Annotated in this window: 21 protein-coding genes and 1 tRNA gene; 17 read left to right on the top strand and 5 right to left on the bottom strand. The window is 65.4% G+C overall.

Features of this window, described 5'->3' with window-relative positions:
* Complete coding sequence (locus Rhe02_RS07285) at window positions 1-960, bottom strand: tyrosine-type recombinase/integrase (RefSeq protein ID WP_203907312.1); 960 nt, start codon at window positions 958-960, stop codon at window positions 1-3.
* Window positions 961-1863: 903 nt separating this feature from the next.
* Here Rhe02_RS07285 and Rhe02_RS07280 point away from each other — a divergent pair.
* A complete protein-coding gene (locus Rhe02_RS07280) occupies window positions 1864-3066 on the top strand; it encodes a pentapeptide repeat-containing protein (protein WP_203907311.1) in 1203 nt (400 codons plus the stop codon).
* Between the two features lie 329 nt (window positions 3067-3395).
* On the opposite strand, the gene Rhe02_RS07275 is transcribed toward Rhe02_RS07280, so the two are convergent.
* The 3 genes from Rhe02_RS07275 to Rhe02_RS07265 are packed head-to-tail and all read right to left on the bottom strand — an operon-like array spanning window position 3396 to window position 5345.
* Entirely contained in the window at window positions 3396-3956 is a 561-nt protein-coding gene (locus Rhe02_RS07275) for an NUDIX domain-containing protein (protein WP_203907310.1), read from the bottom strand.
* A 17-nt stretch (window positions 3957-3973) separates the two neighbouring features.
* Entirely contained in the window at window positions 3974-4855 is an 882-nt protein-coding gene (locus Rhe02_RS07270) for a DUF5919 domain-containing protein (RefSeq protein WP_203907309.1), read from the bottom strand.
* Between the two features lie 28 nt (window positions 4856-4883).
* Window positions 4884-5345: a GntR family transcriptional regulator gene (locus Rhe02_RS07265; RefSeq protein WP_203907308.1), complete on the bottom strand. Its 462-nt coding sequence runs from the start codon at window positions 5343-5345 to the stop codon at window positions 4884-4886.
* Between the two features lie 168 nt (window positions 5346-5513).
* On the opposite strand from Rhe02_RS07265, the gene Rhe02_RS07260 reads away from it, so the two are divergent.
* The 13 genes from Rhe02_RS07260 (at window position 5514) to Rhe02_RS07200 (ending at window position 16121) form a co-directional block, all read left to right on the top strand.
* Window positions 5514-6389 (top strand): hypothetical protein, encoded by an 876-nt coding sequence (locus tag Rhe02_RS07260; RefSeq protein WP_203907307.1) that lies wholly within the window; start codon window positions 5514-5516, stop codon window positions 6387-6389.
* A gap of 30 nt (window positions 6390-6419) precedes the next feature.
* Window positions 6420-6998 carry a hypothetical protein gene (locus Rhe02_RS07255; protein ID WP_203907306.1) on the top strand — a complete coding sequence of 193 codons (579 nt, stop codon included), beginning with the start codon at window positions 6420-6422 and terminating at the stop codon, window positions 6996-6998.
* A gap of 104 nt (window positions 6999-7102) precedes the next feature.
* Window positions 7103-7555: a single-stranded DNA-binding protein gene (locus tag Rhe02_RS07250; protein WP_203907305.1), complete on the top strand. Its 453-nt coding sequence runs from the start codon at window positions 7103-7105 to the stop codon at window positions 7553-7555.
* 11 nt (window positions 7556-7566) lie between these two features.
* Window positions 7567-8421: an FtsK/SpoIIIE domain-containing protein gene (locus Rhe02_RS07245; protein ID WP_203907304.1), complete on the top strand. Its 855-nt coding sequence runs from the start codon at window positions 7567-7569 to the stop codon at window positions 8419-8421.
* Complete coding sequence (locus Rhe02_RS07240; RefSeq protein WP_203907303.1) at window positions 8418-8849, top strand: hypothetical protein; 432 nt, start codon at window positions 8418-8420, stop codon at window positions 8847-8849. Before Rhe02_RS07245 ends, Rhe02_RS07240 begins: the two co-directional genes overlap by 4 nt.
* 135 nt (window positions 8850-8984) lie before the next feature.
* On the top strand, window positions 8985-9443 hold the full coding sequence (locus Rhe02_RS07235) for a DUF6197 family protein (RefSeq protein ID WP_203907302.1): 459 nt from the start codon (window positions 8985-8987) through the stop codon (window positions 9441-9443).
* 68 nt (window positions 9444-9511) lie between these two features.
* The gene (locus Rhe02_RS07230) at window positions 9512-10141 is read left to right on the top strand and encodes a SprT family zinc-dependent metalloprotease (protein ID WP_203907301.1); all 630 of its coding nucleotides are present in this window, start codon (window positions 9512-9514) and stop codon (window positions 10139-10141) included.
* Window positions 10138-10824: a hypothetical protein gene (locus Rhe02_RS49690; RefSeq protein ID WP_239123501.1), complete on the top strand. Its 687-nt coding sequence runs from the start codon at window positions 10138-10140 to the stop codon at window positions 10822-10824. The genes Rhe02_RS07230 and Rhe02_RS49690 overlap by 4 nt, the downstream gene beginning before the upstream one ends.
* 5 nt (window positions 10825-10829) lie before the next feature.
* Window positions 10830-11279, top strand: coding sequence for a hypothetical protein (locus Rhe02_RS07220; RefSeq protein WP_203907300.1), 450 nt, complete (start codon window positions 10830-10832; stop codon window positions 11277-11279).
* Window positions 11279-12388: a hypothetical protein gene (locus tag Rhe02_RS07215; protein ID WP_203907299.1), complete on the top strand. Its 1110-nt coding sequence runs from the start codon at window positions 11279-11281 to the stop codon at window positions 12386-12388. Before Rhe02_RS07220 ends, Rhe02_RS07215 begins: the two co-directional genes overlap by 1 nt.
* The gene (locus tag Rhe02_RS07210) at window positions 12388-14214 is read left to right on the top strand and encodes a replication initiator (protein ID WP_203907298.1); all 1827 of its coding nucleotides are present in this window, start codon (window positions 12388-12390) and stop codon (window positions 14212-14214) included. Before Rhe02_RS07215 ends, Rhe02_RS07210 begins: the two co-directional genes overlap by 1 nt.
* Window positions 14215-14270: 56 nt before the next feature.
* Window positions 14271-14582 carry a helix-turn-helix domain-containing protein gene (locus Rhe02_RS07205; protein ID WP_203907297.1) on the top strand — a complete coding sequence of 104 codons (312 nt, stop codon included), beginning with the start codon at window positions 14271-14273 and terminating at the stop codon, window positions 14580-14582.
* Window positions 14583-14606: 24 nt separating this feature from the next.
* Window positions 14607-16121 (top strand): LacI family DNA-binding transcriptional regulator, encoded by a 1515-nt coding sequence (locus Rhe02_RS07200; RefSeq protein ID WP_203907296.1) that lies wholly within the window; start codon window positions 14607-14609, stop codon window positions 16119-16121.
* A gap of 94 nt (window positions 16122-16215) precedes the next feature.
* On the opposite strand, the gene Rhe02_RS07195 is transcribed toward Rhe02_RS07200, so the two are convergent.
* A tRNA-Pro gene (locus tag Rhe02_RS07195) sits at window positions 16216-16289 on the bottom strand.
* Window positions 16290-16428: 139 nt separating this feature from the next.
* On the opposite strand from Rhe02_RS07195, the gene Rhe02_RS07190 reads away from it, so the two are divergent.
* From Rhe02_RS07190 to Rhe02_RS07180, 3 genes are read left to right on the top strand one after another with little or no spacing between them, the layout of a single operon-like run.
* Entirely contained in the window at window positions 16429-16932 is a 504-nt protein-coding gene (locus tag Rhe02_RS07190) for a GNAT family N-acetyltransferase (RefSeq protein ID WP_203907295.1), read from the top strand.
* 5 nt (window positions 16933-16937) lie between these two features.
* The gene (locus tag Rhe02_RS07185; RefSeq protein WP_203907294.1) at window positions 16938-17444 is read left to right on the top strand and encodes a DUF456 domain-containing protein; all 507 of its coding nucleotides are present in this window, start codon (window positions 16938-16940) and stop codon (window positions 17442-17444) included.
* The gene (locus tag Rhe02_RS07180) at window positions 17441-18280 is read left to right on the top strand and encodes a hypothetical protein (protein ID WP_203907293.1); all 840 of its coding nucleotides are present in this window, start codon (window positions 17441-17443) and stop codon (window positions 18278-18280) included. Before Rhe02_RS07185 ends, Rhe02_RS07180 begins: the two co-directional genes overlap by 4 nt.
* Window positions 18281-18308: the final 28 nt, after the last annotated feature.

Here is an 18308-nt window from a genome sequence, read left to right as displayed (position 1 = left end):
TTAGATCCGCTCCCCGATTCCCAGCCGGCTCTGGGTTTCCATCGCCCGCTCCGCCGCGGCGCTGGCGCCGTATCGGCGCGGCATGTCATCGGAGGTCCAGCCCAGGGCCAGCATCAAGTCGCCGGTATCACCGCCGAGCCGCTTCCACTGATGCGCATAGTTGTGCCGCCAGCGGTGGGCGTGCACACCAGCAATGCCCGCGAGTGTGCCCCGCCGTTTGAGCATGTGTTTGATCCCGTTCGGGTGCAGGGCGCCGCCTCCCCGTTCGGCCAGCCACAACCAGGCCGTCTGCGCCCCGTGGCGTTTGGCCCGCGACCGCAGGTAGCGGCTCAGCGCACGGGCCGTCTTCGGGCCTACCCGGACCCGCCGGTCCTTGGCACCCTTGCCCTGATAGCGCACCGTCTCAGTGGCCAGGTCGACGTCGTCGAGGCGCAGATTGCCCACCTCCGACAGCCGCGCGCCTGTGTTGGCCAGCAATCGGATGATCGCCTCATCGCGCAACGAGCCGAAACCTTTGCCGGCGCAGGTCTGCAGCAGCTTGCGGGTGTCCTCATCACCGATGACCGGGATCAGCTTCTGCGCCACCTTGGGCTGGCACACCCGGTCCATCGGCGAACGGCCGATCTCCTGCTCCACTTCGCGCAGCCAGCGGAAAAACTGCTGCAGCGCCTTATGTTTCACCAGCGCGGTCGAGGCCGACCGGGTGGTCACCATCCACGCCTGGAACGCCTCCGCATGGGCACGGGTCACCTGACACGGATCATCGGCTGCAGCAGGAGCGTCCGGATCGGGCGAATGCTCGCCCAGAAACCGGCCCAGCTGAGCCGCGGACAGCAGATAGCTGTACCGGGTCGTCTCCGGGTAATTACCGGCGCGTAGATGGCGGTCCCAGTCACGCAGGAAACCGGCCCAGCCCCGCGGCAGCCCTTTCGTCAATTTGTCGATGTCCAGCAACGGCATCGGGTCACCTCACCGAGTCAAGGAGTCCAGCAACGGCATGCTCAACCCCGGCAAGACCACCAAACACGAAAAGAGGGCCTCCGCAGTCTTCTGACCTGCGGAAACCCTCTCGCTGTCGGGATGACAGGATTTGAACCTGCGACCCCTTGACCCCCAGCCGAGTCCAAACACGGCCATCACCACTGCTCAGCAGCCATTATGCCTGGTAGCACCGTTGGTCTGCATTGGTCTGGTCTTGGCCGCAACGTCGACTCTTGCTAGATCGTCTCCCAGATTTCTCCCCATGATCGTCACAGAGACGGTCTCTCGGGCTCTGCTTCCTGTCGCGCAGGCACTGCCCTGCCAGGCCGCGCCTGCCTGGTCCAGGTGGAGCTCCCCACGGAAGAACGACCTGGACCAGGCAGGCGCGGTCTGGTGGCCTTCGGTGCGCGACAGGTAGCAGCCAGCTGGCGGCCCTGCTTTCAGAGCGCCCGGGTTCCAGGGCGGGCAGCCCTGGCCGCCGGAGGCTCTCCCCGGGTGGCAGGGCCGGAGGTCCTCCCCGCCGGAGGCTCGCACTTGACCCCACCCACGCGAAGCCAGCCCGTATGCCGGCCCGGCACTGCGCCGCGCTCGACGGGTTCGCCCGGGTCCAGGGCGGACAGCCCTGGCCGCCGGAGGCCTGTCCCGGGTGCGAGGGCCGGAGGCCCTGCCCGCCGGAGGCAGCTTCTCCGGGTGTGCCGCCAAGGTGGCGGGGGGATGTGTCCGGTTGGCCTACCCAACTCGGGCTATGGCCGGGTGCGGTTGGTGGACCGGTTGGTCACACTGACGAGCATGCATTTATTTGGGCCTAGGTGGTCGAAGCGGCGGACGACTGGCATGCCGACAGGGCATGACGCGCCGTTGCGGCCTATGAGGTTTTGGCCGGTGGCGTTGCTGGTCGTGGTGGTCGTGTTGGCTGGTGGTGCGGCGGGCATGGTGCTGCTCGGGGTGTGGGATACGTCGGTGACGGTCACGGACGCTGATCGGATGCGTCTGGACCGGATCAAGACCGGGTTGACGATGGCTGCGGGTCTGGCAGCGGGGGCGACGCTGCTGATGGCGTTACGGCGTCAGTCGCTTAGTGAACGGGCGCAGCGGTTCGCCGAGAGTGACGCCCTGGAGCAGCGGACTACCGCGCTTTATGTGGCCGCTGCCGACCAGTTGGCCAGTGAGAAGGCGGCGGTGAGGTTAGCCGGGTTGTACTCGCTGGAGCGGCTCGGGCAAGACAACCCGAAGCTTCGCCAAACGGTGTTCAATGTGTGGTGCGCCTATCTGCGCATGCCCTATACGCCGCCGTTAGAAGTCCTCCGACGCAACGCGGAGTCGTCTCCGTCCCGACCTGCCGAGGACGCACCGCTCCCTGAGCCGAAGGAGGGGGCGGAGCGGCGGCAGGAGCTGGAGGTTCGCCGTACGGCGCAGCGTCTTCTAGCGGCACATGTGAGCATCGACGGCGATGGAGCGCCCTTGGACGGCTACTGGTTGAGTGAGCGCGGTCTGCTGCTTTCCATCGATCTGACAGCGGCCGAATTGGTCGACTTCACACTCGGACATTGCGTGCTGGGCGACACCATCCTGGACGAGGCGCAGTTCCACGACATCACCGACCTGCGCGAGGCGCAGTTCTACGGCGTCGCTGGCCTGGGCGAGGCGCAGTTCCACGGCGTCGTCCTCCTGAGCGAGGCGCAGTTCCACGACAAAGCCGACCTGCATGGGACGCAGTTCCATGACAAAGCCTTCCTGCGTAGGGCGCACTTCCACAGCGTCGCCGACCTGAGCGGGACGCAGTTCCACGACATTGCCGACCTGGGCGAGGCGCAGTTCCACGGCAACGCCGACCTGCGTGGGGCGGAGTTCTACGGCATGGCCAGCCTGGGCCAGGCGCAGTTCCACGGCAACGCCGACCTGGGCGAGGTGCAGCGGATTACTTTGGAAGGCGTCCACGCTTCGCCTCGGGCGACGTTGCCGAGTGGCTGGGTTCTGTCGTCGAAGCTTGGCAAGAATTCTCTTTTCGTGGTTACACGAACCGGGGAAGACCGCCCGCCTGCCGGGTCGCGAGAGGATGCCGAGGCACCAACCAGCATCGCGTAATCGTAGGCCAGCCAACGTGTTTGGCTTCGGCGGTGTGGCGAGTCTGCCCAGCGTTCGCCGGATTATTGGCAGCTCGGCTTCCGTCGTACCCGGCCGCAGCTGTCACATTCGGCCGTGTCCGGCGCCGGGAGCGAAGCGGCAAGGCGCAGGGCACACGGCCTGCGGGTTTGCGGCCGCTTGCGGCCGCCTTGAAACTGTATAGAAGTTCCTCACAAGCAGAAACCGAGAGATTGCAACTTAGTCGCTTAAGTGTTAGGTTGGCGATGCTTCCGGGAGCGGAGCCCGGGAGCGCCACGACAGCTAGAGCCATTCCGTTTCTGCGACCTGGGCTACGCGGCGAGGCTGCTCAGCTTATTGCGAGCGAGTAGTAGTGCGCCTGCGGTTTCCAGTCCGTCGATCTGCTTGCCGATCTGTGCGAGTGCCTCACTGAAGGGCATGTGGACGGTGCTCATGTCGAAGTACTTCTCAATTTCCGTGTCGCCCTGCGCCTGCCCCGCAAAGTGCACCGGCGTCGCGAGGAAGAGGTTAACGTACTTGTTCGTCTCCGAGGGCAGCGCATAGTAGCTTCCCAGGGCGTGCAGCGTTCCACCGTCTGTCAGGACGTAGCCGGTCTCCTCGACCAGTTCCCGCAACGCCGCATCGGCAACCGGCTCGTCGGCGGACACGATGCCGGCCGGAAGCTCCAATGTGTCCTTCTTCAGGTTGTGGCGGTATTGCCTGACCATGACCACATCGCCGTTTTCGGTCACCGGCACCACCATCACGCTTGGTGTGGTGTCGGCGAAGTACCACTCGATCTCCTGCCCGTCGGGCATCCGCAACAGCTCACGGACGAACCGCTTCGGCTTGGCCACCAGCACCTCCGAGCTAAGGAGGGTGGCGTCCTTCATCTTTGCGGTCCAGGTACTCATCGTGTCCATTCTTTCGCGATCTGCCACACGGTTTCGAAATGCCGGGTGTACCGGTTGAACATCTTGCCGTCTGGAATGTCTTCCAGCTCGAAGGTCGGCGAATTGCCGCCTACAAAGAATCGCAGGTAGGGGGTGACGAACATGCGGCCGTCACCGCGTACAACGCTCACGGTTGGTGGGGCGTTGTAGACCCTGATCTGCATCTGCCTGCCGCAGCGGGTTGCCATCTGCCGGAACCTGCTATATGCGGCCCGAATGCGAGGGCTGAGTGTGCCCGCCGGGTTGCCTTCGTCGACGTCGATGTCGGCAGCGCCCGAGTAGTCAGGGTCGAGCAGAAGAACTCGGATGCTGCAGCCGCTTGCGGCTGCCTTCTGCAGCAGCTCAGGTACCGAGTCGTCAAGGGCATAGCCAAGTTCCGCCATGCCATAAAGCCAAATGTGCTCGTTCGCGTTCTCGAGGATGCCGTTCCATTGCGAGCGCGCAATCATGCCTCTTGTTTCGTACACCTGACGAACATCCGGCGCGCCGAGCAAGCGATGGAGATCGCCGACAACGCCACCGATAATGTCGACGACTCGTTCGGCGTCTGAGTCCAACGCCATGGTCAGCACGTTGTGCTCGGTGCCTTGCGTGGCCATGCCAACTGCCAAAATCACGTCGCCGGGCGGGACGGCGCTGGTCTCCCATCCCTCCACGATTTCCGCAGAGGGTGACCAGCCCAGGAGCGGGGCGAGCAGTTCGGCGAATTCCTTCTGGCTCAAGCCAAGTTTTCGCCTGCCTGCAGCGATCTGGTCCCTGGCAAGGGCAGCCAGGTCGGGCTTGTACGCGGGATTGCGTCGGAGGTTCACAACCTTGCCCGCTTCGGGCTGGCCGTCCATCAGATCACCTGCTCGCCATACGTAGGGGTTAAGCAGATTTTGCCTTCTTCGACCTCGCCGGGATTGGTGCATCGTGGCTGTACGGCATGCCCATTCGGCCGTACAGCTCCATGATTTGGCTCTGCATGACACCGATCTGCCTGCGGATATCGGTCAGATCAGACGTGTCGCTGCTGAGCGCCTGTGCCAGCCTTCGGACCTCCTCCTCCAGCTCGGCGAGGCGGGCGTGGCTGTCCGACTTGCGGGCTAGCTCGTCATCGGACGGCTTGCGCTGTACGTAAACTCCCTTGCCGGGTTGGCCGATAAGGACACCCTCGGCCTGCAGCTCTTTGATTGCCGCCCGGACGACTGTGATCGATCCGTGGTACATGGTCATCAGCTGGTTCGTCGCGGGGATCGCTTCACCCACCTCGTAGATACCTTCGGCGATCTTTCGCCGAAGGTCATGCGCGATCTGCTGATATGCCGGTTGTCCTGAGATCTCGGTCAACCTGGGGCTCCTCTGCTGCAGGTACCAGGAGGTCAGTCTCCCACATCGCATCTGCACACAGAACACCTAGCGCACCTTATGCATAAGGTGTACAGTGTGCATATAGTTCGATGGACGAGGCCACGGCCGGCGGTTTGGCCTCGATGCCACAGACAGCAGGAGGTCGAAATGGGAAGCAGACTCTTTGGTGATCGTCCTGTTCCGGCGGCGGTGTCGGTGGTGGAGCCGTCGGTGTCGCGCTGGTATGCGCATCGGGCTCGCGTCGTCGGGTCTGTGGCGGCGGCTGTGTCCGGTGTGGTCGGCGCAGTAGTGGCGTCGCAGTTGGTGTCGTCGACCTCGACGGTGGCCCGTGTGGCGCTGGCGCTGGTGTTGGGCGCGATGGTGGCTGCGGTGTTCGGCGTAACGACAGCTGTCGTGGTGCGGGTGTGGCCGGTGCTGCGGGCGGTGTGGTGGTGGTCGCTGGAGCTGGCAGCCGTGGGGCTGCTGCTGACGGCGTGGTGGCTGCTTGACACGTACGTGTCAGCGTGGCTGGCCGCCGGGGTGCTCGCTACGACTGCGGTGGCGTGTGTGGTGCTGCGACGGGTGCGGCGCTGGCTGACCGCATGGGGCTGGTGCGTCATCGTGCGGCATCGGCTGCGGGTGACGTTCGCTGAGGTGATCCGGGCGGCGAGCAAGGGCAAGGCCCGGCCGATCACGTTGCCGTTCATCCTTCTGGCTCGTCCGACACCGGCGGGTGAGCGGGTGTGGGTGTGGCTGCGCCCTGGCCTGGATCTGGCTGATCTGGATGGCGGTACGGGCCGGATGGCGGTGGCGTGCTGGGCCGGTGAGGTGCGGGTGTGCCGCGCGTCGACACGCTACGCCGCGCTGGTGCGGGTCGACATCGCACGGCGGGATCCGTTGCAGCGCCTGGTGTCCTCGCCGCTGGCCCGCGAGTTCGCGGGGGTGGGGATTTGGCCGGCCGAATCCGCGGCTGGGGTGCCCGTGTCGGGTTTGGACTTGGACGACGTGCCTGAGCCTGCGGTCGATCCGCGTGGGCGTCGCTGACACGAACTTGCTAGTGATGGATTGGGGAATGTGATGGCCAGCAGAGGGTTTCTCGGCTTCGCGGTCGACGGAACAGAGAAGATCTCCTACGTACACGACGACTCCTACCCGCAGGGCACGGGCGCGTGGGTGCTGCGCTGGCTACGCAGCCGTGCGCGGGCCAAGGCCTCGCAGCTGCCTGACCAGGTGCGGGCGCTTCGAGTGGTCCGCGACGACGACAAGCCAACACCGCAGGATGTGCAGCAACTTCACCGCTGGTCGGACATGACGGTGGGTTCGGCGAGCACCACGGATTGGTATTGCCTGCTACGCCGCACGCAGGGCCATCCGGTGGGCATCCTGGCCGCCGGGGTGATCCTGGACAGCACGGTGACCGCTTTCGACAGCGTGTGGACCGACTGGGGCTACATCGTGGACCTCGACACGGCCTGCTTCGAGGTGTACCGCGGCGGTGAGCCTGCCGGGAATCATCCTGCTGGCCGGTTCGCGGGTCGGGTGTGCGGGCTACCGGCGTTGGCCGACGTGGAGCCGTGCTCGCTGCTGGCCTCGTGGCCGCTGACCGCTTTGCCGTTCCGACGGGACTTCTTGGCCAAGCTCGGTGCCGTGTAGGCCGGGTGTGACTGCTTCCAGACTGGCTGGGTGTCCGGCCGGTGTGGTAGCCGCCAGACAGGCGTGTGAAACAAGAAATTTTCGATGTGAGGGAGCAAGGTTCGATGTCGAACGAGACGGTGTTGACGATGGTGGGGAACCTGACCGGTGAGCCGGATCTGCGTTTCCTGCCTAACGGGGCGGCGTGTTGCAAGTTCACGGTGGCCTCCACACCCCGGGTGTATGACAAGGCTTCGGGTGAGTACCGCGACGGCGAGTCGCTGTTCATGAACTGCACGGCGTGGCGGGAGCTGGCCGAGCACGCGGCCGAATCACTCGCCAAGGGGATGCGGGTGGTCGTGGTGGGCCGGTTGCGGCTGTCGAAGTGGGAAACCGACGACGGCGAGAAACGCTCGATGTACCAGCTGGATGTGGAGGAAGTGGCCCCGTCGCTGCGGTTCGCCACGGCGAAGGTCGCCAAGATGTCGCGCAGCAAGGGCGACGGGTTCCTGCCCACCAACGTGCCAGACGACGCCTGGGATACAGCCACCTCCACCCGTCCGCTGGTCGCGGCGTAAGGCGGGCGGTCATGTCCACATTGACGGCGTGCGCGGCAACCGATCCTGACCGGGTCGGGCCGGTGCTGTCGATTTTCGATCCGCTGTTCATCGGTATCGACGAGTTCGGCCAGCCGGTGCAGGTGCCGCTGATCTTCCGCAATATGGCCATCGGCGGCGAGCCGGGGGCAGGTAAGTCGGCGCTGCTGAACCTGATCGTGGCGCATGCCGCCCTGTCACCGGATTGCCGTCTGTGCCTGATGGACGGCAAACAGGTGGAACTGGGCCAGTGGGCTCAATGCGCGGACGTGTTCGTCGGCCCGGACATCAACCACGCCCTAGCAACGTTGCGCAAGCTGCAAACGGTGATGGACAACCGCTACACCTACCTGCTCGCGGTCGGCCGCCGCAAGATCAGCCGCAATGACCGGTTCCTGGCGATCCTGCTGGCCATCGACGAGATCGCCTACTACTCGGCCACGGCCGGGGATCGTAAGACCCAGGAACTGTTTTCGGCGCTGCTGCGCGATTTGGTGGCTAGGGGTAGGGCGGTGGGGATCATCGTGGTCGCGGCGACTCAGCGCCCGTCCTCGGACATCATCCCTACCAGCCTGCGGGATCTGTTCGCGTGGCGGTTCGCCGGACGGTGCACCACCGACTCCTCGTCGGACATTGTGCTGGGCCACGGGTGGGCGGCTAAAGGCTGGTCGGCCAACACGATCAGCCCCACCAATCAAGGGTCGGGGCTGCTGATCGCCGAGGGCGGGGTGCCACATCTGGTGAAGACCGCCTACCTGACCGACGACGACTGCGCCCGCATCGCCGCACACGCCGCCAACGTATCGCAGGCACGGCGCACTGCGGCCACGGCAGAGGAGAAGCCATGAAATCCGCTGTCCACGACCCTCAACAGGTAAAGAACGATCCGATGACCAACACCGCTGCGAGTGCCAGTGCGGTGCGACGCTGGCAGCCCGTGCTGGACAAGGCACCGGCCGCTGCCGTCGCGGTCGGGCAGGACTCAGCCGGGCACCCGGACTGGTGCGCCGGTGGGCACGTGTGCACGGCGCTGACGATGCCCGACGGGGAGCACACGTCGATCCCGGAAGTCTGGCGCGCCGAGGTGGGGCGGGTGGTCGCCACCCGGCACCGGCGCCGCGACGGACGGCGCAACCGGATGGAGCTGCGGGTGGTGCTGACCCTGGACCCGGCCGAGCCGGTGGCGCAGGCCCAGTGCCGCCACCTGATCGCGGTCACCCACCTCATGCTCCGCAAAGTGTTCGGCCCGCCTGATGCGAAGACAACGCTGACCTGACCGCTTCCATGCCGGCCGAATTCGTTCGGCGGGTGTGGTGGCCATTAGGAGGCCAAACCGACAACACCAGACCTAAGCCCTGAGAAAGCTTCTGGTGTTGTCGGCCCCAACAACCCCCCGAAGGGAGCGGTTGCGATGCAGTCTACCCAAAATCAGGTCACCGACCCGGTGACCCCCGCCGTCACACTGCCGTGCACGGCGGTCGATCTGGAGCGCTTCGCCTGCACTGACACGGTCGCGGCCACGCTGCTGTCGGCAGCTGACTACCTAGAGCGGCATGGCTGGATCCAGGCCAGCTACTACGACAACACAGCGGCGGTGTACACCCCGCCCGCTTGTTTGGTCGGCGCGATCGGGATCGTGTGTTACGGCGGCCCGGTCGACGCTCCGGCGCAGATGTTCGACGATCCGGGTTTCCCCGATTTCGAGGCAGCCATGGTGTTCCTCGATTTCTGTGTCGTGCACGCCACCGAGGGCGAGTTGACCTCGGCGTACGACTACAACGACGCCAAGGGCCGCACCGCTGACGAGGTTATCTGCCTGCTGCGCATGGTCGCGTTCGTCTGGGACTACGCGTTCGGCGGTGCCCAATGACGAAAGCAAAGACTGCCATCGGCAAGTCGTTGACAGGTACGTGTCAAGACGGGTTCTCTCCTGCCGCGTTGTTGGCGGTGTTGGAGGGCTGCTGGTCGGCGATTCGTGAACGTCACCTTGAGGTGCCGCAGGTAGTGCTGGTGGTGGCGTCGGGTTCACCGGCCGGTCCGAAGCAGAATCTGAAGTGGGGCCATTTCGCTTCGCTGCGCTGGCAGCACGGCGAGCAGCTCCTGCCTGAGGTTCTGATCTCCGGTGAGGGCCTGTCGCGTCCCGCCGATGAAGTGCTCAAGACGCTGTTGCACGAGGCAGCGCACGCTTTGGCCGATGTACGCAGCATTAAGGACACGTCGCGGCAGGGCCGCTACCACAACGAGAAGTTCGCCAAGCTCGCCCGTGAACTCGGTTTGGAACCTGTCAAGGATCGCAAGCTGGGCTGGTCGCCGTGCACACTGACCGATCCAGCGGCACGTAAGTACCGCACCCAAATCAAAGCCTTGAGCGCGGCGCTGCGCGCCTACCGGCACGCTGAACCGGCCAAGGGCAAGGAAAGGTCCAGCTCGAACAACGGCCTTTCCTGCACGTGCGACTGCGGACGCAAGATTCGGCTGTCCCGCAAGGTTTTCGACCTGGGGCCGATCGACTGTGGCGTCTGCGACACACCGTTCACCGCCGACAACTCCGACGGTGGTGAGTCATGACCATCGACCCGGCCGTCCCGGCCACAAGGACTGCGCGTCCGCTGGTGCGTAAGCATCCTAAGCGCGACAAGTCCAATCAGGAGTTCGACGCGTTCACCCGCCGCATCCTCAGGGCCTATGCGGCCCGGGTGGCTGCCGGTGACGTGGAAGCGCTGCGCATCATGGCATCGCTAGCCGCTGAGGCCGAAGCCGTCACCACGTTGGCGGTGGTAGGTCTTCGTAAGGTCCCGTATTCATGGGACGCGATCGGTGAGGCGCTGGGTGTCAGCCGTCAGGCGGCACAGCAGCGTTACGGCGATCGTGCCGAACGCCACACCTTGGACCTAAGGCTGATCAAGGCCGGTCTGAGTGTGACGGTTCCTGTTCTGGCGGCCGTGTTCGCCGACCATCACCCTGGTATCCCGCCAGCTGCCAGCTGCCCGGGATGCGGCTTCCGCTTCAGTGCCAAGGAATCGGCGTGCCCATCGATGGCCGTTGTCCGCCCGCTGCTACGCAAACGCTACAAGGAAGACCCGGCAGCAGTGAAGCAACGGCTCACCCCCGACCTGATCGCCGAACTGCACGGCAAAACCACACACACCAACGGCACAACCCGTGTGGCCAAAGCTGTGCAGTCGGCCCGACCCGCTGCCAGTCCTGCCCACACAGCACCAACCCTGTTCGTACTCAACGGAAAGGACTGACAGCCATGACCACATCTCTGCAGGTTCCCAACTGGTATCCGTACGCCCAAGCTGACACGGTCTACGAAACTCTGGCCGCGCACCAGGTTGGCGACGACCTACGCATGAACGACGATGTCGTTATCACCGTGTCCTGTGTTCAGGCCCGCTTCGACGCGGCCGGTATCGAGGTGCGTTTCGCCTCCCCCTCCCACGACAGGATGAGCCGTCTGCGGATCTGCTCGACGGAAACCTCCAACACCGTCGTGGACGTGATCGAAGGTCTGGTCACCGCCTACGCCTCCCACTGGGCTTCGCTACTGGAGAACGGCCCGTGGTGCTGCGGCAACACGATGGAAAGCGACCACGACGATACGGCTGATGTCGTCACCCGCTACCGGTGTGTCATCTGCTACAGCTGGTACACCCGGGAAACCCCTGACGACCACTACCTGCAAGGCAGGCGGTGGATGTGATGACACGTAACCGCCGCAACGGCGAACCGCTGCTGTCACTGTTCGGATCCTGGGCGGTGCTAGGTGCCTCATTTGCTCTGTCCGCCGACACCTGGATCGCGTTGGCAGAGATCGCCGGGTTCACCCGCACCATCGTCTTTCCCGATTTCACCTTCGCTATGGCGTGGCTGATGCCGATCTGTGTAGACGGCTACGTCGTGGTGGCACTCACCCTGTGGATGTCACCAGTACCAGCGCGGGTGGCCAACTTCGCCAAGTACAACACCTACATCGCCGCAGGAATCGGCATAGCGGCACAGTCGCTGTACCACCTGCTCATGACCATGTCCAACGCCACCGAGGAATGGCAGATCTGGCTTGCCGCTCTGGTCGGCGCGTTCCCACCCGCCCTGGCCGGGCTCGCAATCCACATGCGTGCCCTCATCCGCCGGGAATCCCACAACACCAACACCAACCAACCGGCCGCACCTAAGCCGTCACGGGTAGCTGGCCTCATCTCCACCATCGGCCAGATCCGCCAAGCCATCAACGAAACCACCACCACCACACCAACCACATCCCCAGCCCCAACCGACCTGCCTGCACCGACTACCGTCCCTGCCCCTGCTACCGTCCCTGCCCCGACTAAGGTCCCTGTCCCTGCCACCCTCATCCCGGCCCGCCCGGCACCCATGCCGGCCGAAGCCGAGATGGTGTCGATTCCGACTCCGGCACAGGTAGCCGACCGGATCACCCCGAAGCAGCAGCCACCGCACCGCTCGGCCGATGCAATGCCTGAAAGTCTTGTCCCGTCTGCGATCCCGTCGCCGACCAGCCCACCGAAGGTCTCGGCAACACCGCTGACACCCTCCTCCATAGGCCCTCAGGCCGTCGCGAAGGACGCTGTTCAGCTGGTCTTGCCGTTGGCCAACCCGGCCGTGCTGGCCCGTGCCACCCAGATCGCCGCCGAGTACCAGGCCCAGTACGGCACCCGCATCACCGCCGGGCAGCTGCAAGTGCGCATGCGCGACACCAGGCTGACCCGCGAACAGGCCACCACCCTGCTGGCCCAGATCGACGACACACCAGACACGCCCCAGACGGTCAACGGCCGCCCGGTGAACGCGTGATGAGCAACGTTCCGACGCACCGAGTCGCGCCCGAAGCATCAGCTTCGGGCACGGCCCCCTACGCCGCGAACACCCACTCTGACACGTACGTGTCAACCAGCCACCACCTGTCCCGCCCCGACCAGGCCACCCTCGACCGGCTCACCCGATCCCTAGACCCCGACCGGCAGGCCCTGGCCCGCGCCGCCCGCGAAGACTTTCCCGCCTGGCTCGACCATGTCAAAGCGGCATCCAAATGCGCACGGCCGGTCCGGCTGCAGGGCTCCATCGTCAACGTCGTCAAGACCGGCGACAGCGCCACCATCACCGGGGTCCGGCACACCGAATCCATGCCCGACGGGGCCATTTACAAAGCCTGCGGCAACCGCCGCGCCTCAGTGTGCCCGGCGTGTTCAAAGGTGTACCAGCGCGACGCCTATCAGCTGGTCCTGGTCGGGTTGGCTGGGGGCGACGGTGTCCCTGCCGATGTGGTCACCCACCATGCCGTGTTCGCCACCCTGACCGCACCTTCGTTCGGGGCCGTGCACAGCCGGGTGGTACGCCGTCACGCCTGCGCCAGCCGTGAACGCTGCGACTGCCTACCGCTACCGTGCCACGCCCGCCGCGACGTCCCTCGCTGCGCGCACGGCAAGGCCCAGTTCTGTTTCGCCCGTCACGCCGCCACCGACCGGTGCCTGGGCAAGCCACTGTGCCTGGACTGCTACGACCACGACGGGCAAGTGGTGTGGAACCGGTACGCCGGTGAGCTGTGGCGGCGTACCAAACAAGCCATCGACCGCCACCTGGCCAGAACGGCCAAAGCACGCGGCATTCCCCGCGTCGTCCTCGGCGTCAACCCCACCACGGGCAAACTCGTCAAGGCCGCACCGGTGCGGGTGTCCTGCGGAAAGGCCGCCGAGTTCCAAGCCCGCGGTGTCGTGCACCTGCACGCCCTGCTGCGCCTCGACGGCGTCAAACCGTTCGACCCGACCGCCATCGTGCCGCCACCACCCCAGTTCGACGACCAGGACCTGCACAACGCGGTAAAGCATGCGGCGCAACAGATCTCGTTCACCACACCGCCGCACCCAGACCGGCCCGAAGGCTGGCTGATCAGGTGGGGGCCGTTCGACAAAGGCGGCGACGTACGCACGATCGCCCTGTCGGGAACCGGCACTGTCACCGATCGGCATGTGGCCATGTACCTGGCCAAGTACGCCACCAAAGCCGCCGAAGCGGCAGGCCTGAACACCGGCCGCTTCAACGAACACACCATCGGCCGCTACGCCGACCTCAACTCCCACATCGGCAGACTGCTCATCGCCTGCTGGAACCTGGGCCGCCCACTGACCCCGCCCCCCACCTGCCCGGCCGATCCACGCCTGACCGACCCGTATGTCTGCGAGGACTGCGGCACCCGCACCACCATGACCCGCTGCGAGGTCTGCCACCCCGACTACGACCAGCCACCCGCCGCGCCAACGGTGCCGCCGAACAAGGTCCGCCCCGACGATCCCGCCTTCTTCCACGGCCTACGGCGTGCGGCGCACATGCTCGGCTTCGGCGGGCACTTCTACACCCACTCCCGCCGCTACAGCCACACCTTCACCCACAAACGCCGCCAGCGTGCCGAATACCGCCGCACCCAAAACCCGGCCACACCAGCTGCGGTGGCCTCCGACATGGACACCGTCGGCGAGGAGAGCATCCTCGTCATCTCCACCCTGGCGTTCGCCGGGATCGGCTGGCACACCACCGCAGACGCGATGCTCGCGCAAACCTCCTCAGAGCTCGCCAGAGAACATCAACAACTCGCCCGTCACCTGATACTGGCCCAACCCATTTGAGCAAGAACGCTGTCAACCCCAGCTTGACACCCGTCCCCAGGAAGGAGCAGCAACCTATGGACCGGCCCAGCTTGATGCTTCACTGCGCCGCCGATGTGGCACGGATGCTTGGCTGCTCCGAGTGGTGGGTGAAGGAACAGGCACGCAAGCGCCGTATCCCCTACAGCTTCATCGGTGGCAGCTACCGCTTCACCAATGGTCATGTGGAGGAGATCGTGCGCCTATTCGAGAGACGACCGATCGAGAGCCAGGAGCCGGCTGCCCTCCCCCGTCAGCGGTCGGCGCAGCGCGAAAGCATGGCCACGCATCGGCTGACGGCTCGCACCACGAGAAGGGCACGTCTGGCCACTTTGGACACAGCATCTTAGGAAGGGAAGGAGGGAAGGAACGCCATGGGATATGCGGAAAAGCGGGGCGACTACTACCGCGCTCGCTTCAAGCTCGCCGACGGCAGATATGACATAGTTAAGGATGCCATCGGCGGCACCGTCAGATTTCGCACCAAGCGCGAAGCAGAACAAGCGGCCGACGATGCCGAGGCAACCGTGCGTGCCAACACGTTCCGCAATCCGGCTGCGGGTCGGGTGTTGTTCGTGGACTATTCCAACGAGTGGTTCGAGCGGCTGGATTTGGCGCTGTCCACGATGCAGGGCTACCGACGGGCGATCGAGGATCACTTGCTGCCCGCGTTCGGTGAGTTGGCGTTGGCGGACATCACGGCGACGGAGATCGCATTGTGGGAGAAACGGGAGAAGGGGCTCGGCTACGCGGATGCCAGCCTTCGCCTGTGGCGCAAGGTGTTGCACACGATCCTGGAGGACGCCACCGAGGAAGGGCTCATCGTCAGGAACGCCGCGAGGCGACGGCGCGGCCGTGGCAGGCGCACTGGCCGGGCGGCGAATCGTGGGAAGGAGAAGGCGATTACCACGGCGCTGGGCACGCTGCTGATCGCGGAACGGGCGGCGCTGCTGTCGGGGCGAGATGATGAGTTCGTTGCTCTGGTGCTCAAGGGTTTCAGCGGGATGCGCTGGGGTGAGCTGGTCGGCTTGGAGACACAGTTCGTGCGGCCCAACCTCGTGCGGGTCGAGTGGCAGCTCTACGAACTGGACACGGGCGAGATGCACCGCTGCCCGCCCAAAGACGAGTCCCGCCGTAGCGTGCATATCCCGACCTGGCTGCATACGTTGGTAACCAACCACATCGCGGACAAGGCACCGCAGCCGTGCGCATGCCATGGGCTGCGGTACGTGTTCAGCGGCAACAAGGCGGCCAACGGTGCCCCTACGCGGGAATCGGCGAAGGCCAAGGACGTGGCCATCCAAGCGGGTGTGTCGGTCGGGACAGTGTCGAACTTCTTCAACCACCTCGACCGGCTCGACGAACGCACCCGGCAGACCGTGCAAGATGCCGTCGACGCGCTCGGCTACGTGCGAGGCAGCGTGATGGCCACCCCGGCATCGCTCTGGCGGCGAAACGGGTTCGCGGCGTGGCTGTTCCAGCCTGCGGCGACCGGGTCCTACCCGGCGAAGGCACCAATGCCGGCCCGACCGGTTCCGCTGCTCGGCGAGCCGTGGCCGGGGATCCCGGTGCGGGGACGGAACGCCAGCGGAAGGGCTGATGCGTGCTGGCTGCCGATCGCCCCGGGCTTAACGCCGCACAGCCTGCGTCACACATACAAAACGCTGATGGAAGAGCTAGGCACGCCCAAGCCGCTGATGGATGAGCAGATGGGCCACGCTGACGGGTCGGTGCAAGCGCGCTACTCGCACGCCACCTCGGAAATGGTGCGGCGGCTGCTCGACGGGCTCACCGACGCGTGGGAGCAAGCCCTAGCGGAAAGGCGTCAGCTCTCCCCCTGCTCGCCGGTGGCCGCACTCGATCGCTCGATGAAGGATGCCGAGAAATGAAGATCGTCTCCCAATTTTCTCCCCGTAAGGGATCAAATAGCAGAATGCCCATGAACCTTGATCAGGCTCATGGGCATCTAGCTGCGGAAACTTGTCGGGATGACAGGATTTGAACCTGCGACCCCTTGACCCCCAGTCAAGTGCGCTACCAAGCTGCGCCACATCCCGTCGCCGTCAGGATCACTCCTCACGGCGGCTTTGAAAGCGTACAGCATCGACGCGAGAGGGTGTTTTCCGCCCCGCCGGGCACATCCTGTAGGGCGTCCTAGGAGGGTGGGCTGGGGCACGTCTGTGGCATTCTAAGGCCGTGCTGATCAGAAATGCGCTTCCGGAGGATTGGCCCGCTGTCTGGCGGTTTATGCAGCCAATTTTGAAAGCGGGCGAGACGTTTACGTGGGATCCGGATATCGCGGAGGAGGATGCCAGGGCGACCTGGTTCCACAAGCCGCCGGGCCGGACGCTGGTGGCGGTGGATGCCGCCGGGAAGGTGGTGGGGACGGCCGAGATTCATCGGAATCAGGCGGGGCCGGGGGCTCATGTGGCCAATGCCGGGTTCATGGTCGACCCGGAGCATGAGGGGAAGGGGATCGGCCGGGCTCTGGTGAACCGGGTGCTGGAGGCGGCCCGGGTGGACGGGTACAGGGCGATGCAGTTCAACGCGGTGGTGGAGACGAATACCAACGCGGTGGGGTTGTGGCAGTCGGTGGGATTCGAGATCCTGACCACGGTGCCGGAGGCATTTCAGCATCCGACTAAGGGGTATGTAGGACTGCACGTGATGCACCGAAGGCTAATCGGCTTCAGAAACTGAGGGTCATGGACCTTACCGATACGAATACTTCCATAACGGTGATCTGCGGCCTGGTGATGTTCATCGGGATCTGCGGGGTGGTGGTGCCGGTGCTGCCGGGACTGCTGCTGTGTTGGCTAAGTGTGCTCGCTTGGGCGATTTTCGCCGACGGCACGGCGTGGGACAGGTGGCCGGTGTTCGCGGTGGCCACGACGATCGCGCTGGCGGGCTGGCTGGCCAAGTACGCGGTACCAGGCAAAAGGCTGCAGGATTCCGGGGTACCGAAACGGTCGATCATCTTCGGCGGGCTGCTGGGTCTGGTCGGGTTCTTCGTGGTGCCGATAGTCGGGCTGGTGGCCGGGTTCGTGTTGGGCATCTATCTGGCCGAGCAGACCCGGCATGGGGATGCCAGGGCGGCGTGGGCGTCGACGAAGGCGGCGCTCAAAGCGGTCGGAATAGCGATCATGATCGAGCTGGCGGCGGCGCTGATTGTGGCGGCGACGTGGGCGGTCGGGCTGGTGATGTCGGGATGACGCCGCGCGTGATCAGGGTGCTGGTGGTGCTGCTGGCACTGACCGCCCTGGCCACGGCGGCGGTGGAGGCGCTCAACTGGTGGCTGGCCGAGGAGGCCGGATACGCGCTGTTTGTACGCACCACCTGGGCGCTGTTGCGCACGTTGGGTTTCCTGGTCCTGATCTGGCAGGTGCGCCGGGGCCGGGCCAGCGCCCCGCCGCTGGCGGTGATCCTGTCGGTGACGTCGCTGTTCGCGCTGGCGAGGCTGGTGGTCCCGCGTCAGGGTCCGCCGAGTCTGTGGGGGCTGGTGGGTTTCACCGCGGTGGCGGCGCTGTGCGGCGCGGTGCTCGTGCTGATGTACCACTCCCCGGCTGTCGTGGGTTTCCTCACCCAGCCGCGCAAGGGAATCGTGTTCACGCGCAAGGGGATCGACTGGGGTCCGGTGCGGTCCAAGCGTCCGCCCGCCCCGGGTTGGCTGCTGACCACCCGGGTGGCGGCGCTGAGCTACAGCCCGCTGATGCTGGTGGCCTGTGTGGTGGCGTTCGGGCTGGTGTTCGATGGCGATCTGGCGTCGGGCCCGGTGATCGGGATGTGGTTCCTGGCGGCTTTGGTGGTCAGCTACGCGATGCTGGTGGTGACCGGCTTCCTGATGCGCCAGAAGCCTTGGGCCAGAACAGGTCTGGTCTGGCTGACCGCGATGGTGCTAGTGATTCATCTTCCGCTGTGCTGGCTGCTGCTGGGCGTCGATGGCCTGGTCCGCGACGGCGGCCCGCTGGTGGCGGCGGCAGCGCTGGCGCTTTTCGGGCTGTGGCGCAGCGCGTCGAAGACCGGCAGCACGTACCAGAGCAGGACATAGATTCCGGCCAGGACCCCGGCCAGAACGG

It is taken from the genome of Rhizocola hellebori (genome assembly GCF_016862955.1).
GTDB lineage: Bacteria > Actinomycetota > Actinomycetes > Mycobacteriales > Micromonosporaceae > Rhizocola > Rhizocola hellebori.
This window is presented reverse-complemented; position numbering and strand designations above follow the sequence as displayed.

Bases quoted from the DNA above. Each gene is read 5' to 3' on its own strand.
- Rhe02_RS07285 (WP_203907312.1), bottom strand. From the start codon at position 960: ATGCCGTTGCTGGACATCGACAAATTGACGAAAGGGCTGCCGCGGGGC.
- Rhe02_RS07275 (WP_203907310.1), bottom strand. From the start codon at position 3,956: ATGAAGGACGCCACCCTCCTTAGCTCGGAGGTGCTGGTGGCCAAGCCG.
- Rhe02_RS07270 (WP_203907309.1), bottom strand. From the start codon at position 4,855: ATGGACGGCCAGCCCGAAGCGGGCAAGGTTGTGAACCTCCGACGCAAT.
- Rhe02_RS07260 (WP_203907307.1), top strand. From the start codon at position 5,514: ATGGGAAGCAGACTCTTTGGTGATCGTCCTGTTCCGGCGGCGGTGTCG.
- Rhe02_RS07250 (WP_203907305.1), top strand. From the start codon at position 7,103: ATGTCGAACGAGACGGTGTTGACGATGGTGGGGAACCTGACCGGTGAG.
- Rhe02_RS07245 (WP_203907304.1), top strand. From the start codon at position 7,567: ATGTCCACATTGACGGCGTGCGCGGCAACCGATCCTGACCGGGTCGGG.
- Rhe02_RS07240 (WP_203907303.1), top strand. From the start codon at position 8,418: ATGAAATCCGCTGTCCACGACCCTCAACAGGTAAAGAACGATCCGATG.
- Rhe02_RS07235 (WP_203907302.1), top strand. From the start codon at position 8,985: ATGCAGTCTACCCAAAATCAGGTCACCGACCCGGTGACCCCCGCCGTC.
- Rhe02_RS49690 (WP_239123501.1), top strand. From the start codon at position 10,138: ATGACCATCGACCCGGCCGTCCCGGCCACAAGGACTGCGCGTCCGCTG.
- Rhe02_RS07220 (WP_203907300.1), top strand. From the start codon at position 10,830: ATGACCACATCTCTGCAGGTTCCCAACTGGTATCCGTACGCCCAAGCT.
- Rhe02_RS07215 (WP_203907299.1), top strand. From the start codon at position 11,279: ATGACACGTAACCGCCGCAACGGCGAACCGCTGCTGTCACTGTTCGGA.
- Rhe02_RS07210 (WP_203907298.1), top strand. From the start codon at position 12,388: ATGAGCAACGTTCCGACGCACCGAGTCGCGCCCGAAGCATCAGCTTCG.
- Rhe02_RS07205 (WP_203907297.1), top strand. From the start codon at position 14,271: ATGGACCGGCCCAGCTTGATGCTTCACTGCGCCGCCGATGTGGCACGG.
- Rhe02_RS07200 (WP_203907296.1), top strand. From the start codon at position 14,607: ATGGGATATGCGGAAAAGCGGGGCGACTACTACCGCGCTCGCTTCAAG.
- Rhe02_RS07185 (WP_203907294.1), top strand. From the start codon at position 16,938: ATGGACCTTACCGATACGAATACTTCCATAACGGTGATCTGCGGCCTG.
- Rhe02_RS07180 (WP_203907293.1), top strand. From the start codon at position 17,441: ATGACGCCGCGCGTGATCAGGGTGCTGGTGGTGCTGCTGGCACTGACC.